The following is a 17,125-nucleotide window of genomic DNA, read 5'->3' as shown; positions in this document are numbered from 1 at the left end:
CAAGCCCGCTCCCACAGGATGTGTGTGGATCTTGTAAACTGCCTTGCTCACAACCCCAGGGCTTGCACTGCCCGTGTGCGTGTGTGGGAGCGGGCTTGTCCCGCGAATGGGGCGCGCAGCGCCCCCCCCTAAATGAATTTCTCGATACGCCAGATACCAAACGGCTGATGCCAGGGCTCGATGCGCATCCACTGGGTCTTGCCATGCCAGGTCCAGCGGTGGCCGTTCATCAGGTCTTCGCCAACAGTGTCGGCGTTGTCGTCCAGGCCCAACTCCCACAGCGGCAGCTCGAAGCTGGCTTCCTGGGCGTTGTGCGGGTCGAGGCTGATCGCCACCAAAATGAAGTTGTCGCGCTCGGGCGTACGCTTGGCGAAGTACAGGATGTTGTCGTTCCAGCAATTGAAAAACGCCACCCCAAGGTGAGTCTGCAAGGCGCGATTCTGCCGGCGGATGCGGTTGAGCTGGGCGATTTCGGCAATGATGTTGCCGGGTTGGGTGAAATCACGCGGGCGGATTTCGTACTTCTCCGAGTCCAGGTATTCCTCTTTGCCGGGCAGCGGCGTGGCTTCGCACAGCTCGAAGCCCGAATACATACCCCACAACCCCGAGCCCATGGTCGCCAAGGCCGCGCGAATAAGAAAACCCGCCCGCCCCGAGGTGTGCAGGAAAAACGGGTTGATATCTGGCGTGTTGACGAAGAAGTTGGGCCGGTAGCACAGGCTCCACGGCGGCTGGTTGAGCTCTTCGTAAAACTCGCGCAGCTCCTGCTTGCTGTTGCGCCAGGTGAAATAGGTGTAGCTCTGGGTGTAACCGACCTTGCCCAAGCGCGCCATCATCGCCGGCTTGGTGAAGGCCTCGGCCAGAAAAATCACGTCCGGGTGCTGGCTGCGCACATTGGCGATCAGCCATTGCCAGAATGGCAACGGTTTGGTGTGCGGGTTGTCGACGCGGAAGGTCTTCACGCCCTCCTCGACCCAGCCAACCACCACGTCACGCAGGGCCAACCACAGGGAAGGCACGGCCTCTGGGGAATAGAAGTCGACGTTGACGATGTCCTGGTACTTTTTCGGCGGGTTTTCCGCATAGCGGATGGTGCCGTCGGGGCGCCAGCTGAACCAGCCGGGGTGTTCTTTCAGCCAAGGGTGGTCTTGCGAGCACTGGATGGCGAAGTCCAGGGCGATTTCCAGGCCATGCTCTGCAGCCGCGGCCACCAGGCGGCGGAAGTCTTCGCGGCTGCCCAGTTCCGGGTGAATGGCGTCGTGCCCACCTTCCGGGCTGCCGATGGCGTAAGGGCTGCCTGGGTCATTGGGCTCTGCCTGCAAGGCATTGTTGCGGCCCTTGCGGTGTTTTTTGCCAATCGGGTGAATGGGCGGGAAGTACAGCACGTCAAAGCCCATGTCGCGGATCATCGGCAGGCGTTCGTGCACGTCGTTGAAGGTGCCATGGCGCTCGGGGCTGTCGGTGATCGAGCGCGGGAACAATTCATACCAGCTGGCGAACTGCGCCGCCGGGCGGTCGACGTCGACCGGGAACTCGCTGCTGCGCGTAAGGTAGCTGCGGTGCTCGGCTTCGGTCATCAGCCGTGTGGCTTCGGGGCCCAGCAACAGCGCCACCTGGTCATCCTCAGGCAGTGTCGGCAGCCGCGCCTGCAAGGCTTCGATCTGTTCACGCAAGAAGCCCTCGCTGCGTTCTGCGCCTTTGCCCAACAGAAGACGGCCTTCTTCAAGCTCCAGCTTGACCTCGACGCCAGCGTGGTACTTCTTCTCCAGGTCGTGGCAATAGGTGGCGAACGGGTCGATCCAGGCCTCGATGCTGAACAGGTGCGGGCCGAGCTCAGTTGGGGTGAACTCGCCCAGCCACAGGTCATTGCCGGGCGAATGCATAGGCACGCAGTGCCAGCGTCGGCTGTGGGCCTGGCGCCAGTTGAGCATCACAGCGAGGCGGTCATGGCCGTCGCTGTAAACCTTGCTGCTGACCGCGACCGCCTGGCCGCTGATGGCCTTGGTGGCGAACGTGCCGCCGTCGAGCGCAGGTTGCGTGCTTTCGATCACGATGCGCGGCGCCAGCAGCGCCTGGGCCAGGCTGATGGCCTGGTCTGGGTGATCGTTTGCCATGGGCACGCTTTCGAAGGGCTCGTTTCGTGACATCGGACCTTGCTCCCTTAGGCTGGTGGCGGTAAGGGTTCAGAGCCGGGCGCGGGCGTAGGGGTTCAAATAAATTGAGCGAACGGCAGCCCCTGACAGTCAGAGCCTGCAGCACCTCTTCATTCACCCACGCGAGGTCAGGCCATGAACATTCCCATTCCACCGGAAACCCCCGATCCGAACATCGACGACCCCAGCTTGCCGCCACCCGTGCCGGAGGAGGACCCGGACGATCTGCCGATCAAGCCAACCGTGCCGCCGACGGTGGGCGACCCGCCGAGCCAGGAACCACCGGTGAAGGCTTAAGGGTAGACCACCGCTACTGATATTTTTGCCAGTAGCGGTGTCTGCCGGTTGTGCTGATGATGAGTTCTCCTTACTGCCAACAGGAGAACTCATCATTGTGGACATCCTTGCCAAGTGGCGACGAGACGCGTTCGAACGGCATGTAATCGACTGCTTCCAGAATGCCGGCGTGGTCGACCCTGATACGGGCACTCGTCTTGCGTACCTGGACAAGGACAAATGCGAGTTCGCGTTAATGTGGCTGGAGATATGCCACGGTATTGTTCTGGATCGCGATTACCGCACGCTAGCCGAATTGGCCAAGGCGCTTGACGAGGCGATAAGGCTTCGCTGACACAGCCGGCTTATCAATGATTCCCCCTCTGACGACCCACCCAACACCTGTCATTTTTGCTAGGTGTGCACGTTCCGCTCTCCCTATACGCTTCGATCACTGGCCCTAGCCTGGGCCGCCGACCGCAGCGCAAGGGAGCAGGATATGAACGACCTCACCACCGCGGACAGTAACAATACCCCCGCCCAGCGCTCGGACGCCGCCACCTACATGAACCTGTTTCCCGATACCCGGGAACGCTGCGCCCCAGCCTCGCCATGGGCAGACAATGAGCGGCCAGCCTACTTGGTCCATCTCAAGGGCCTGATAGAAGAACTGCAAAAAAAGGCAAAGGTTGCCGAGCCGGTGACGCTGCAGACTCGCCGCCCGGATCTGCTGCAACTCAAGCTGAACAACAGAAACATCCGTAAAAGCCTGGCGAAAATCGACATCGTGCTCGAGGTGCTCGAACGGCATGCGGGGGTGGCGCGTAAAGACTTGCCAAGCGCTGTGGCCGAGGGCTTGTACAAGGGTAATGTTCCCTTCCACAACGCCTGGGAAGCGATCAAGGCCACGCTGGCCTTGAAGCAGCTGCCCCTGTGGGACCTGCTGTACAGCGTGAACATGGGCATGCCCGCCTTCAGCTTCGATGCTAAAACGCCTAACGCCCAGCACAACGCCGCGCTGCTGAGCAGCGGTTTCTCGCCGCAATTGCGGACCCTGCTGCTGCAACCCGCCAGCGCAGCGAAGGACTTCTACAAAACGCAGTTCCACATCCCCGCCGCGGGCCCGAAAGGCAACCTCGATACCACCTACCAACTGACCCAGGCACTGGGCCTGACACGCAGGGAGCTGCGCCGTCTACTGGCCGTGAGCGCCCTCGGCAAACATAACACCTCGGTGACCCGCAGCCCTTACGTCACCAGCCAAACGGTGGCCGAGGCTTCGAGCAAAGCCTACGGCGCAGCGTTCATCAACGGTGGCGGCGCCCCTCTGTATCTGGTGGAAGCCGCCGGGACCCAGAAGGCCGATGCCCCATCGACCGGCGCAAAAAAAACCGCCAAGAAGACCATCACGATCGCTGGGATCAGCACCCAGCATATCGATCGCCTGCAACGCATCCTGCGCCTGCAGCGTGCACTTGGCCTGGCCCCCGACGAGGCCGATGCCCTGGTCATCGCGGCCTTGCGCGCCGAACGCCAGCGCCCCGCCCAGTACCAGCTGACTGTCAGCACCTTGCGCGCCCTGGGCTTGTTCCGCCATCTGCAACAGAAATACCAGGTACAGCCGCTGCAGTTCGCAGCACTGCTGCACGAAATCCCCTGCCATGGCACCGAGCGCCAGTTGTCGTTCTACGACACCGTGTTCGCGCCCCGGCACGATAGTGAAGGGCAGAAACTGGCGGATGTGCTGGTGCTCGATGACCGGCCGTTCGACCCCAATGCCACCACGGGTGAGGATGCCTTGACCGTCAAGCGCCTAGGGTTGGCGCTGCGAGTCGACCCCCTCGTGCTGCGCGCCATTCTCGACACCGTCACGACCGAACAAAAGCTGGACACACCACAGCGCTCGCTTGCGGTGGTGTCGGCCTGCTACCGCCTGGCCACGCTCACACGCCTGTTCGGCACCTCGCAGTTGGACGGCTGGATCCTCCTGAAGCTGTTGATGAAGCAGTCCCCGGTTTACCAGCAGCAACTGGCCGGCTGCCCGAGCCTGGGGGCACAGCCGCAACCCTTGCAGGACGCGCAAAAGGCCGAGCTGTTCACCGAGGTGGTCAAGCAACTGCTGGCTCATGCGCCCGCAGACTGGCCCAGCGTGGAGCTACCAGAGGGGCCAGAGGGGCCAGACGAGTGGTCACACCCGTCGGACGTGGAAGACGATCCATCCGAAGCGCAGGATGTCAACGCGCTCTTCGCTCAGTTGATCGCATTGCACGACACGGACAAGGTGCAAATCTTCAACCTGGTCACGGACCGGCTGAACCTGCTGGCGGACCTGCCCCTACCCGATCTCGTCGACGTGCTCGCCGACAAACTGAACCAACTGGATGAGCCCACCAAGGCCGAGCTTGTCGAGCACGTCGCAGCCACCCTGAACTTACCGCTAACGCTGGCCGTCAACGGGCAGGTTGTCGACGCGCTAGCCCTGCGTTTAAGTGCACTGCCGCAGGATGCCAAGGCGAGCCTCGCCAGCGCCGCCGTCGTTGCTGAGCAACCGCAAGCGGACATTGTCGATGCCATCGCCGGGGTGATGGCAACGATGGAGTGGTTTGCCCAACAGAACGTCAACGCTCTGGACATGGCAGTGCTCCTCCACGACGGGCCACTGGAAGAGTCTGGGTTGAAAACCTTGTTCGGCCTGTACGCGTCCAAGGCGAAACCAGCCTCTGGCAAGCCCGACCTGCGCCAGGAGCTGAGCACCGCGCTAGGCCTGCCAAGCAAGGAGCACCTGCTGCCACTGCTGCACTGGGTCGCAGTCGATGAAGAGGTATTGGTAAACCGCATCGATGCCGTTCACCAAGAAGTGCAGAAGTCAAAAGGCAAACGCCAACCGCTCGAGTGTTTTACCGCAGACGACCGGGCGCAGTGGTTGACGTTGCAGCGCTACAGCCGCGCGGTCAGCCTGTTCGGCATCGGGCATGCCGCCCTTGACCAGATCATGCCGCACCACTTCAACCTCGGCGCCATCCCTCGCCCGCTCGACCTCACCACCCTGCACCAGCTTGGTGGCTACACGACACTGCTGGGCGGGCTGGCCACCGACAAGCACGAGCCGGACTTGTTGCGTTACCTCGAGCAGGTGCGAACCACGCTCGACGCCCCAGGCAAGGCCAAGGCCTGGGCCGACCTGGAAGCACTGCTAGGGCACTACCAGGGTGGCCTGGCCAAGCTCGGCATCCCTCTGCCCACCACGCTGCACGCCTTAGCCCGGGTACTGCAATTGACACAGCTAGCGAGCCGGCAAGGCCTGTCGGTGGATGGCTTGCTGGTCATCGGCGCACTCACCGCGTCGACCGATGACAACGCCTTCGAACAAGCGGCCATCGCGCTACGCCAAAGCTGCTCCAGCCAGCAATGCCAGACATTGGATGCCCAGCTCAAGCTGGCCTGGCGCGATGCACTGATGCAATGGATGCTGGTGCACTGGGCCGCCCCGCACAAGGACCTGAAGCGGATCAAAAGCCCTGAAGCCCTGGCCGATTACTTGCTGATAGACCTGCAGGTCTCTCACGAACCTCTGACCACCCGGGTGCTCTCGGCCATCGCCAGCCTGCAGCGCTACCTGCAGCAGATCCACTCACGCCTGGAGGACGGCTATGGCGATAAGGCAATCCCCCAGGCCATGCGCGACGAGTGGGATGATTTTTCTTGCAGCTTCGAGCGCTGGAAGCTGCGCAAAGATGCCCAGAACGAACCGCAGAACTTCATCGATCCCTCGCGCCGCACGCGCACGAGCAGCGCCTTCGCCGAGCTTGAAACCCAGCTGGCCCAAGGCAAGTGCACACCGGACGAAATCCAGACCGCCCTGCTCGGCTACCTGAGTACCTTCGAGCACGTCAGCAATATCCAGCCGCTTTCGGCGTACGCCAGCGGTATTGATCCTCTGAGCGATACCTACCACTTCATCGGCAAGAGCAATGTCGAGCCACCCGAGTACTACTGGCGCACGCTGGACATGAAACAACGCGACGCCGACAACGCACCGAGCATGCTGGCCTGGGGGGAGTGGGAGGAGATCACGCTGGCAATGAGTGGCGAGATGGTCAAGGGGCCATTGCCGGTGGACGAGGATATCAAAAATAAAATCAAGGAAAAGAGGAAGGAGTCTCCAACTAAAGAGAAAACCGCTAACACCCTTGCAGAGGAACTTCTGGAGCTGGAAAAAAAAGCAGATGACGAACGCACGGAAGTCGACCTGATCCGTCCGGTCATCATCGCCGGCCGCCGGTATGTGGTGTGGGTCGAGCGGGACACCGCGGCAATTCCCATGGGACCGGACAAAAAACCGAGCGAGTACCATGCGCTGCGGGTGTGCTTCGCCTTCCAGCAGATCGACAGGAACTGGAGCCCGGCCAATGTGTTGATGCGGCTGGATGGGCATAATGCGGCAGGACATTTTGATGAAGGTAAAGATAAAAATGGCACTCAGAACAAATTCTTGAAGACCAAGAAGTTCCAGGCGGGTTTGATGGTGATGGTGAATCAACTGGGGGGGCGCGAAAATGACCCTTGGTTGATGGTAATGTTGTTCGATGTGGATAAGGTCAAGGATTCGGAGGGCAACGTCAATACCAGCACCTGGGAGCGTGACAACGAATATTTCCTGATTGGCAAGGATCTCCTACTGCTCGACACCAAGACATTGGATGAGGACGTTTCGAAAGGTAGGCCCATTGAGAAAAGACTGGTAAAAAACTGGATAACCCTTTTCCGTGACCCGCGCACGGTGCAGCATCCCTATATTGGGCCTCGTCAAATCGTAGAGGTCCAAAAAAGCAAGCCAACATGGGAATACTCTTTGAGGCCAACTATTGACATCCCCCCTACCTTTATCGATGAGCTTACACTTAATAAAAAACCCAGATACACGAAAAAAATACACAGTTGAAACATCAATAAATCCCGAATTCTTCGAAGCATACCAGCATCCAGAAATCACTTTATTCAATGATGCACTGGGGACCGTTGGCACAATTAAAATCCTAGAACTAATACGCCTTAGCTCCGGCCCCGGCAATAATGATGAGTCCAGAATACATTATTACTCCATACACAAAACCGAAACAATCATAACAAACACAGACATCGCGGAAGTTGAGATCTCCATTAAAAGTGCCGGGCTACCGGATGACAGCACATCCATAAATGTATTTGACCGCGCCTCCGACTCTTACAACAGCCCCACACTGAGAAATCACACAAGCGGCAACATTAGGTTCTTTAACCCGAGACCTAACACTTACAATAATCTCACACTACCGATAACCCTAAAAACTTTAGACGGCCTTTCACTCCAGACCAGCGCCGAACTTCAATACATTAATGTAACCCTAGCACCCCCAACGCTTACAGTCACAGTTTCACCAACAGCCGAAACCCTAGCCACCCTCCAACAACCTTCATCTATCGCAGACTCAAACATTCTCAAAGAATACAGTCTAACAGACCTAGAATCTGCCTTAACCAGCCCCACTCACTTGGACGATCTAGGCAAAATAAAGCGCTCCATTTTGAGCGTCCGCTACACTTCAAACCCTGATTCCGAGGGCCCGCCCCAAGATGTTTCGAAGCGCTCTGCTGGCAGGATTTCGGTCCATGCGGCCATCACTCGTGCGCAGCACGCAGGCCAGCTCGATGCTGTCAGCACGTACATCGCAATGGAAAAGTCCGCCATCCTGGCTGAAGTAAAAGCGTCCCTTGACCCGTCCCTGCTGCAGCTTCTGGACTCGCTTATTCGCCTTCGGCACTTTCAACCTGAGGCCTGTGTTCGCATCCTGCTCCGTTTCGGCCCCGAGCATCCACCGGTCTTCACCGATGAAGTCCCCCTCGATGGCCAGAGCACGATTGCTTTTCAGCTCCCCATCAGCCGTGATCGGGCCATCTCAAGCTATTCATTTGACTTTGAGCTCTACTATCTTGCTAACCTTTTGAAAACGACCCTGACTTACAATCTCGTGGACGACGCCGATGATGCCGTGGATAGCGTACACATCAGGCGCAATGCCGAGCAGGCCCTCTACCTGGATTTGTCCGAAGTCAATCAAGCGGACCCCGATAACGCCCTATCGGTCGATTACCTGCGCCTGAACACCCTGTTCGGCAAGCGCCTGGTCGCTGAGGCCACGCAGTCGGTCACGCAGGTGTTGTCCTGGCCGACCCAGCACCTGCCCGAACCGCGCCTGGAACCTGGGGGCACCAGCAGTACCGTCGACTTCCGCAGTGCCAATGGCATGTATTTCTGGGAATTGTTCTTCCATGCCCCGCTGCTGATTGCCTGGCTGCTACGTCAAAACCGCGACTACCGGGGTGCCTGGCAATGGTGCACCGGCCACTTGTTCGACCCCTACCGTACCTGGAGAACAGACCAGGACACCCCACAGTACTGGTTGAGCAAGCCGATCCGAGGTGACCATGGCGCCTATCGAAAAAAAGCGGAAACCGACGATCCCGACCTGATCGCCTATGCCGAGCCCGAGCGCTACCGCAAAGCGCTACACCTGTTCGTGGTGGAAAACTGGCAACGCGAGGGCGACGAGTTGTACCGCCAGCTCACCCTGGCCACGCTGGAGGCCGCCGCGCAATGCTACGACAAGGCCCTGCGCCTGATCGGCCTGTTGCCCGAGCACCTGTCGAGCGCCCCGGCCGATGCGCCGACGCTGGAACACGCCACCCCGGGCCATTTCACCCCGCCGCTGAACAACAAACTGGTCGAACTACGCAACCTGCTGCGCAACCGCCTGTTCAACCTGCGCCACGGCCTGAGCCTGGACGGCAAGCCCGTGCCGATCATGCTCGACCCCGACTTCCTGGAACGCCTCGCCCAGGGGCACACCAGCGCCAGAGAGGGTCAGGTAGCCAAGCTCAAGCCTCCGCAGGTGCCACCTTGCCGTTATGACCAGGCGCGCACATTCGCCCGGGAGGCCGTGGAACAGCTGATCGGCATGGGGCAGACGCTGCTGGGCTATTACCAGACCGAAGCCACCCAGCAGCTTGAATTGCTCAGCAAGCGCAACCTGATCAAACTGTTGGACTTCCCTTACCAGCTTCAGCAACAGGCGCTGGAGTTGGCCAAACGCGAGCGTGAGACGTTAATCACCAGCAAAGCGATGGTGCAGCAACGTTTGGATTACTACCAGGAACTGAAGGACGTCGGGGTTAAAAGCTTGGAGGAGTCTGCGCTCTGGCATTGGACTGCTTCGTATGGCTCTCGCATAGCCGCTGTTCCGTTCTATCAGCTTACTGCCCTTGCGTCTGTGATACCCACTATTGGTGGAACTTCATTTGGCGGTTTCTCTCCTGAAGAGGGACCAGAGGCAATCGCTAACCTCATCGAATCAATATCAGAACAACAAGAAACGCAGGGTAACACCTTCGACAAGAGGGCTGAATTCCAACTCCGCGCCAAACAATGGCAGTACGAAGCCGAGCAAGCCACCCTCGAACTCACCGTCCTCGACAAACAACTGCGCGAAAGGGACGTGCAGCTCAAGGCCGCCCGCATCGCCCTGCAAGAAGCCCACGCCACCCGCGCAGCCCACCAGGCCGAGTATGAGGTGATGACCTCGGTATTCCCCAGCCGCACCACCTACCTGTGGCTGATCGGCCGACTCTCGCAAATCTACGCCGCCGCCTACGATGCCACGCTGTCACTGTGCCTGATAGCCGAATCTTGCCTGCAGTACGAGCTGGGTGATTTCAAGAGTACCTGGATCAAACCCGGCGCCTGGCTGGATAACTGGCGCGGTATGCTAGCCGGCGAGGCCCTGGCGCGGGACCTGATGCTGATGGACCTGTCGGCCATCCGCGAAAACCATCGGCCACTGGACATTCATGCAGATCTCTCCCTTGTACATGACCTTGGATTTACCAAAGAACAACTGCATCAGCAGTTGCTTAAAGACAGTACGATTCAATTCAGCCTTGCTTCCCACCACTTCGATAAGCACTTCCCCGGCCATTATCTGCGCAGGATCGAGCGCATCTGGCTCACGTTCAAATACAAAAAGGATAGTGAGGCCAGTAAGACAGCCAAGAAAAGTAAAGACAGTACTAAAATTAAACCCACTTCGCCGTCGGGCATGCTCTACCAGACCGCCAACAGGGTTTTGCTAAAGGATGATGCCAAAGGCGCGAAGTCCCTTTACGGCGTCGACGGTGGCGACCCAGAAAACGTATTGCGAGATCTGAACCCCAACCAGAAGATTGCCATCTGGTCACCTACACAACAATTTTCCAACTATGACCTGCAACCCTCGATCCCCGATAAGTCTCGCTACCAGCCATTCGAAGGCACCGGATTGCTTTCCAGCTGGAAGCTCGAATTTCCGCGCGGCGCAAAAAACAACGCCGTCTTGTTCAACGGTGACACTTGTAAGCTTGACGATATTATCGTGCAGGTCATCTACTCCGCGCTGGACGGCTCGGAGGCTTTCCGCACGCATGTAAAGACTTTACTGCAGAAAACCGGTGTTGACGTCGCCGACCCCCCAGACTCGAGCGACAATCCATCGGAAACGACTGACAATCCATCTGGCACGACTGGCAATGCCGACAATGCAGTGGCCATCGCCAGGGAAGCCGAGCAGGCGGCCATCGCAGCGCACCTCGCCGCCAAGGCCGCTGCCGACGCACCGGCGTTGAATGCCTCCGTGGCAGCGGGCGAGAAGCGCAAAGCGACGCAGGCGGTCACTGCTGCACAGAATGCTGCCAAAGCAGCCACAACAGCCAGAGAAAAAACCGAAGCGGCGGCGGCCTCTGGCAAGGTGAACGAAGCTAATACCGAAGCCGCCAAAGCAGAAAAGGCGAGAGACGACGCACTCAAAGCAGCCGCTGACGCAGCAGCTGCAAGCCTGGCTGCGCAGGGTCTTGAAATCCAGCGCCGAGCTAGCGCCTTGGCCGAGGCCATGACGGCTGATCAGGAGGCTGCTGCGTGGAGTGAGGCCGCGCAGAATGACGCCAACGCCGATGCGCTCAAAGCCACCGAAGCTGCAGATCAACTGACAACGGCCAATACGGCGGTAACCGAAGCCCAAACCGCAGCCAGCAAAGCCAAGGCTGCCAGAGAAAAAGCCGACAACGCAACAACAGCGGATGACGCAGAAAAAGCGGCGGAGGAAGCAAAAAGCGCGGCCGACGAGGCGAAAGCCGCAGCGAAAAAAGCCGCCGACGCCCGCAAGGCAGCAGAAGACGCTTACAGGCTTAAAAAAGATCAAGAGGCTGAACTGATCACCAAGAAGATTGCGTACCTGGAAAAAAACATGAACAAGGAAATCAGAATCACCCGATGGACAGGGAACGGCAACGCCTATTACGACCGTGGCACCCTGATCAGTATCGACAAAAAAATAATACGTTCACATTAAAAAGCGAGGTCTATGACACAAGCTATACATTCCCCCTAACAGACGCGCCCCTTGACTGAGAACCTGTAATGCCTTCAGCCCCCGGGCCGTAAACAGGTTATGCATTTCAACCCACACGAGGACACAATAATGAGCACAACAGAAAACACAACGCTTGAGGCATTCCAAGCGTTCTTGGAAGAGTATCTAGGCTATAAAGACGACATCGACAAGACGACATCGCTCTTTGACATTAATGAAGATGGAACTAAATGGGCCAACGCCCTGGCGAGAAGGTTCAAGGGGCTCAACATCCCCCATCACGAACTGTCCAATCTTGAGACCGTTGGTAACTTGCTGAATAAGATAAACGAGACTGAATAGCCCCCGCGCACCAGGCTACGTACATACTGAGAAACCACTCAGGGTGAACGCAGCCTGGTGCATTGTGGGTCAGCATCAGCGCATGCTCGCATTAGCTGTTATGAACAAGAAGGGTGCTTTGAATCAACAGGTCCTGTTGATTTCCGAAACGCTGATCTCCCGCATCCTGAACTTCTGCACCTTCCCCGTCACCGTCATCGGGAACTCGTCAACAAAGCGGATATGCCGCGGCACCTTGTAGTGCGCGATGCGTGCCTTGCACCAGCCCTGCAGTTCATCGACCGTGGCGCTGTGCCCGGGGTGCAGCTTGATCCAGGCCACGATTTCTTCGCCGTAACGGTTGCACGGGATGCCGATCACTTGGGCATCCGCGATTGCCGGGTGGGTATAGAAAAACTCCTCCAGCTCGCGCGGATAGATGTTCTCGCCGCCGCGGATGATCATGTCCTTGTTGCGCCCGACAATGCGCACAAATCCCTGTTCGTCCATGACCGCCAAGTCGCCCGAGTGCATCCAGCCTGCTGGGTCGATGGCATCCGCCGTGGCTTGCGGGTTGTCCCAGTACCCGAGCATCACGCTGTAGCCCCGCGTGCACAGCTCGCCGATTTCGCCCCTGGCAACAATGCAGCCGTCGGCATCCACCAGCTTGTTCTCCAGCTGCGGCTGAGTGCGCCCGACCGTGGTCACGCGCAGTTCAAGCTCGTCGTCCGGGCCGGTTTGCAGGGACACCGGGCTGGTTTCGGTCATGCCATAGGCAATTTGCACTTCAGCCATGTGCATCTGGTCGATAACCCGGCGCATCACTTCGATCGGGCAGGTGGCGCCGGCCATGATGCCGCTGCGCAGGCTCGAGAGGTCCATGGCCTGGCGGGCCGGGTGGTCGAGCATGGCGATGAACATGGTGGGCACGCCATAGAGGATGCTGGCGCGTTCTTCGGCCACGGCGCGCAGGGTGAGTTCGGCGTCGAAGGCGTCGTTGGGGTAGACCATGGTGCTGCCGTGGGTGATGCAGCCGAGGTTGGCCATGACCATGCCGAAGCAGTGGTACAGCGGCACCGGGATCACCATGCGGTCGGCCGAGGTCAGGCCCAGGCTTTCGCCGACCATCAAGCCATTGTTGAGGATGTTGTAGTGGCTGAGGGTGGCGCCCTTGGGTGCGCCGGTGGTGCCGGAGGTGTACTGGATGTTTACCGGTTGGTCGAACTGCAGGCTTTGCTGGCGGGCCGTGAAGGCCTCGAGCGTGGTCTGCCCTGCCCGCTCGGCCAGCGCCTGCCACGGCAAGAAGCCCCGCGGCGGCTGGGCAGCCAGGCTGATCACCCCGCGCAGCTCGGGCAGGCATTCACTGGCCAATTCACCGGGGGCAACGCTGGCCAGCTCCGGCACCAGGCCCTGGACCATGGCGTGGTAATCCGACGTCTTGAAGGCATCGGCGCACACCAGCCAGCGGCAGCCGGACTGGCGCAGCACGTACTCCAGCTCGCCGACGCGATACGCCGGGTTGATGTTGACCAGGATCGCGCCAACCTTGGCGCTGGCCAGTTGCAGGATGCACCACTGGGCGCAGTTGGGCGACCAGATGCCCACGCGGTCGCCGGTGTTCACGCCCAGGGCCATCAAGGCGCGGGCGTGCACATCGACCTGTTCGGCCAACTGCCGCCAGCTGTAGCGCAGGCCCTGGTGGCGCGCCACCAACGCTTCGCCATCGGCGCAGCGGGCCACGGTGGCATCGAAGGCCTGGCCGATGGTCTGGGTCAGCAAGGGCCGGTCCTGGCGACCGCGGGTATAGCTCGGTTGACTCATGGGTGTCCCTTCTTGTGGTTGTTCTGGGCACGACTGAAGCAAGCGGGAGATACTCTGGCGCAGATTTACGTTTACGTAAAGGTGATGAGGCGATTGACAGTGTCTGTTGGCAGGTTTACGTTAACGTAAAGGTGAGAACGACATCGCATCTATCGACTTAAGCCGAACTCTGTGGGAGCGGGCTTGCCCCGCGAAAGCGATCATCCAGGCAATGACGGTGACCCTGCTGACGCATTCGCGGGGCAAGCCCGCTCCCACAGGGGACGATGAAAAGTCCATGAGCTACGGTGTTACCCAATTTCAAGAACAAGAAGGTGCCCCCGCATGCATTACCCCTCCCTGAACTTCGCCCTGGGCGAAACCATCGACATGCTCCGCGACCAGGTCAGCACCTTCGTCGCCGCCGAACTGGCGCCGCGCGCCGCGCAGATCGACCACGACAACCTGTTCCCCGCCGACATGTGGCGCAAGTTCGGTGACATGGGCCTGCTGGGCATCACCGTGTCGGAAGAGTACGGCGGCGCCGGCCTGGGCTACCTAGCCCATGTGGTGTCGATGGAAGAAATCAGCCGCGCCTCGGCCTCGGTCGCCCTGTCCTACGGCGCCCACTCCAACCTCTGCGTCAACCAGATCAACCGCAACGGCACCCATGAGCAAAAGCTCAAGTACCTGCCCAAGCTGATCAGCGGCGAGCACATCGGCGCCCTGGCCATGAGCGAACCTAACGCCGGCTCCGACGTGGTGTCGATGAAGCTGCGCGCCGAAAAACGCGGCGACCGCTACGTGCTCAACGGCAGCAAGACCTGGATCACCAACGGCCCCGACGCCAACACCTACGTGATCTACGCCAAGACCGACCTGGACAAGGGCGCGCACGGCATTACCGCGTTCATCGTCGAACGCGACTGGAAAGGCTTCAGCCGCAGCAACAAGTTCGACAAGCTGGGCATGCGCGGCTCGAACACCTGCGAGCTGTTCTTCGATGACGTCGAAGTACCGGAAGAAAACATCCTCGGCCAACTCAACGGCGGCGTGCGCGTGCTGATGAGCGGCCTGGACTACGAGCGCGTGGTGCTGTCCGGCGGCCCGACCGGCATCATGCAAAGCTGCATGGACCTGGTGGTGCCCTACATCCATGACCGCAAGCAGTTTGGCCAAAGCATCGGCGAGTTCCAGCTGATCCAAGGCAAGATCGCCGACATGTACACCCAGCTCAACGCCAGCCGCGCCTACCTGTACGCCGTGGCCCAGGCCTGCGACCGCGGCGAAACCACCCGCAAGGACGCCGCCGGGGTCATCCTGTACACCGCCGAACGCGCCACGCAAATGGCCCTGGAAGCGATCCAGATTCTGGGCGGCAACGGCTACATCAACGAGTTCCCGGCGGGCCGCTTGCTGCGCGACGCCAAACTGTACGAAATCGGCGCTGGCACCAGCGAAATCCGCCGGATGTTGATCGGCCGCGAATTGTTCAACGAAACCCGCTGAGCACAAGGGACGGGCGCACATGGCTACCTTGCATACCCAGATCAACCCGCGTTCGGCGGAATTCGCCGGCAACAGCGCGGCCATGCTCGAACAGGTCCAGGCCCTGCGTGGCCTGCTCGCGCACATTGCGCAGGGCGGCGGCCCCAAGGCCCAGGATCGGCACACCTCACGCGGCAAACTGCTGCCACGTGAACGCATCGACCGCCTGCTGGACGCAGGCTCCCCCTTCCTCGAAATCGGCCAGCTGGCGGCCCACGAGGTGTATGGCGAAGACGTACCGGCCGCCGGCGTGATTGCTGGCATTGGCCGGGTAGAAGGTGTGGAATGCATGATCGTGGCCAACGACGCCACGGTCAAAGGCGGCTCGTACTACCCGCTGACCGTCAAAAAGCACCTGCGCGCGCAGACCATCGCCTTGCAGAACCGCCTGCCGTGCATCTACCTGGTGGACTCCGGCGGCGCCAACCTGCCCCGCCAGGACGAAGTGTTCCCCGACCGCGAGCACTTCGGGCGCATTTTCTTCAACCAGGCCAACATGAGCGCGCTGGGCATCCCGCAGCTCGCCGTGGTCATGGGCTCGTGCACCGCCGGTGGCGCCTATGTGCCCGCCATGGCCGACGAAGCAATCATGGTGCGCCAGCAGGCCACCATCTTCCTGGCTGGCCCGCCGCTGGTGAAGGCTGCGACCGGTGAAGTGGTGAGTGCCGAAGACCTCGGCGGCGCCGACGTGCACTGCCGCATCAGCGGCGTGGCCGACCACTACGCCGACAATGACGAACACGCCCTGGCCCTGGCCCGGCGCAGCGTGGCCAACCTCAACTGGCACAAGCTGGGCAAACTGCAGTGCCAGGCGCCCATCGCCCCGCTGTACGCTGCCGATGAGCTGTACGGCGTGGTGCCGGCCGACGCCAAGCAACCGTTCGATGTGCGCGAGGTCATCGCCCGCCTGGTCGATGGCTCGGTGTTCGACGAGTTCAAGGCACTGTTCGGCACCACCTTGGTGTGCGGCTTCGCCCACCTGCACGGCTACCCGATCGCGATCCTGGCCAACAACGGCATTCTGTTTGCCGAAGCCGCGCAAAAAGGCGCGCACTTCATCGAACTGGCCTGCCAGCGCGGCATCCCGCTGCTGTTCCTGCAGAACATCACCGGCTTCATGGTCGGCAAAAAGTACGAAGAAGGCGGCATCGCCAAGCACGGCGCCAAACTGGTGACTGCAGTGGCCTGTGCCCAGGTGCCGAAGTTCACCGTGATCATCGGTGGCAGCTTCGGTGCCGGCAACTATGGCATGTGCGGCCGCGCTTACGACCCCCGCTTCCTGTGGATGTGGCCCAACGCACGCATCGGCGTGATGGGTGCCGAACAAGCCGCTGGCGTGCTGGCCCAGGTCAAGCGCGAACAAAGCGAGCGCAGCGGCCAGCCGTTCAGCGCCGAAGACGAAGCCAAGCTCAAGCAGCCGATCCTCGATCAGTACGAACACCAGGGCCACCCCTACTACTCCAGCGCCCGGCTTTGGGACGACGGCGTTATCGACCCGGCGCAAACCCGCGACGTGCTCGGCCTGGCGTTGTCTGCCGCGCTGAACGCCCCGATCGAACAGAGCCGATTCGGCATTTTCCGGATGTGACC

At 60.2% G+C, this 17,125-nt stretch carries 9 protein-coding genes; 7 read left to right on the top strand and 2 right to left on the bottom strand.

Annotated elements, in window-relative coordinates; translation table 11 throughout:
- Window positions 1-128: 128 nt before the first annotated feature.
- Window positions 129-2,147 (bottom strand): alpha-1,4-glucan--maltose-1-phosphate maltosyltransferase, encoded by a 2,019-nt coding sequence (locus tag MFF34_RS15375; RefSeq protein ID WP_238215050.1) that lies wholly within the window; start codon window positions 2,145-2,147, stop codon window positions 129-131.
- 141 nt (window positions 2,148-2,288) lie between these two features.
- On the opposite strand from MFF34_RS15375, the gene MFF34_RS15370 reads away from it, so the two are divergent.
- The 5 genes from MFF34_RS15370 (at window position 2,289) to MFF34_RS15350 (ending at window position 12,208) form a co-directional block, all read left to right on the top strand.
- On the top strand, window positions 2,289-2,450 hold the full coding sequence (locus MFF34_RS15370; RefSeq protein ID WP_238215049.1) for a hypothetical protein: 162 nt from the start codon (window positions 2,289-2,291) through the stop codon (window positions 2,448-2,450).
- A gap of 97 nt (window positions 2,451-2,547) precedes the next feature.
- Window positions 2,548-2,784, top strand: a complete 237-nt coding sequence (locus tag MFF34_RS15365) for a hypothetical protein (RefSeq protein WP_238215048.1) — start codon at window positions 2,548-2,550, stop codon at window positions 2,782-2,784.
- Window positions 2,785-2,847: 63 nt separating this feature from the next.
- A complete protein-coding gene (locus MFF34_RS15360) occupies window positions 2,848-7,371 on the top strand; it encodes a neuraminidase-like domain-containing protein (protein ID WP_238215045.1) in 4,524 nt (1,507 codons plus the stop codon).
- 769 nt (window positions 7,372-8,140) lie between these two features.
- Complete coding sequence (locus MFF34_RS15355; RefSeq protein ID WP_238215043.1) at window positions 8,141-11,845, top strand: hypothetical protein; 3,705 nt, start codon at window positions 8,141-8,143, stop codon at window positions 11,843-11,845.
- Between the two features lie 129 nt (window positions 11,846-11,974).
- Window positions 11,975-12,208 (top strand): hypothetical protein, encoded by a 234-nt coding sequence (locus MFF34_RS15350; protein WP_238215041.1) that lies wholly within the window; start codon window positions 11,975-11,977, stop codon window positions 12,206-12,208.
- A gap of 123 nt (window positions 12,209-12,331) precedes the next feature.
- On the opposite strand, the gene MFF34_RS15345 is transcribed toward MFF34_RS15350, so the two are convergent.
- The gene (locus MFF34_RS15345) at window positions 12,332-14,008 is read right to left on the bottom strand and encodes an AMP-binding protein (protein ID WP_238215040.1); all 1,677 of its coding nucleotides are present in this window, start codon (window positions 14,006-14,008) and stop codon (window positions 12,332-12,334) included.
- 324 nt (window positions 14,009-14,332) lie between these two features.
- Between MFF34_RS15345 and MFF34_RS15340 the strand changes: the two genes are divergently transcribed.
- Both MFF34_RS15340 and MFF34_RS15335 read left to right on the top strand, forming a co-directional pair.
- A complete protein-coding gene (locus MFF34_RS15340) occupies window positions 14,333-15,496 on the top strand; it encodes an isovaleryl-CoA dehydrogenase (protein WP_027592784.1) in 1,164 nt (387 codons plus the stop codon).
- A 19-nt stretch (window positions 15,497-15,515) separates the two neighbouring features.
- A complete protein-coding gene (locus tag MFF34_RS15335) occupies window positions 15,516-17,123 on the top strand; it encodes a carboxyl transferase domain-containing protein (RefSeq protein WP_186703726.1) in 1,608 nt (535 codons plus the stop codon).
- The last annotated feature ends 2 nt before the right edge of the window (window positions 17,124-17,125 follow it).

It is taken from the genome of Pseudomonas sp. PAGU 2196 (assembly GCF_022179005.1).
Classification (GTDB): domain Bacteria; phylum Pseudomonadota; class Gammaproteobacteria; order Pseudomonadales; family Pseudomonadaceae; genus Aquipseudomonas; species Aquipseudomonas kermanshahensis.
This window is presented reverse-complemented; position numbering and strand designations above follow the sequence as displayed.

What these genes read in the sequence shown, in the direction of transcription:
- MFF34_RS15375 (WP_238215050.1), bottom strand. Translation starts at nt 2,147, where the DNA reads ATGTCACGAAACGAGCCCTTCGAAAGCGTGCCCATGGCAAACGATCAC.
- MFF34_RS15370 (WP_238215049.1), top strand. Translation starts at nt 2,289, where the DNA reads ATGAACATTCCCATTCCACCGGAAACCCCCGATCCGAACATCGACGAC.
- MFF34_RS15355 (WP_238215043.1), top strand. Translation starts at nt 8,141, where the DNA reads ATGGAAAAGTCCGCCATCCTGGCTGAAGTAAAAGCGTCCCTTGACCCG.
- MFF34_RS15350 (WP_238215041.1), top strand. Translation starts at nt 11,975, where the DNA reads ATGAGCACAACAGAAAACACAACGCTTGAGGCATTCCAAGCGTTCTTG.
- MFF34_RS15345 (WP_238215040.1), bottom strand. Translation starts at nt 14,008, where the DNA reads ATGAGTCAACCGAGCTATACCCGCGGTCGCCAGGACCGGCCCTTGCTG.
- MFF34_RS15340 (WP_027592784.1), top strand. Translation starts at nt 14,333, where the DNA reads ATGCATTACCCCTCCCTGAACTTCGCCCTGGGCGAAACCATCGACATG.
- MFF34_RS15335 (WP_186703726.1), top strand. Translation starts at nt 15,516, where the DNA reads ATGGCTACCTTGCATACCCAGATCAACCCGCGTTCGGCGGAATTCGCC.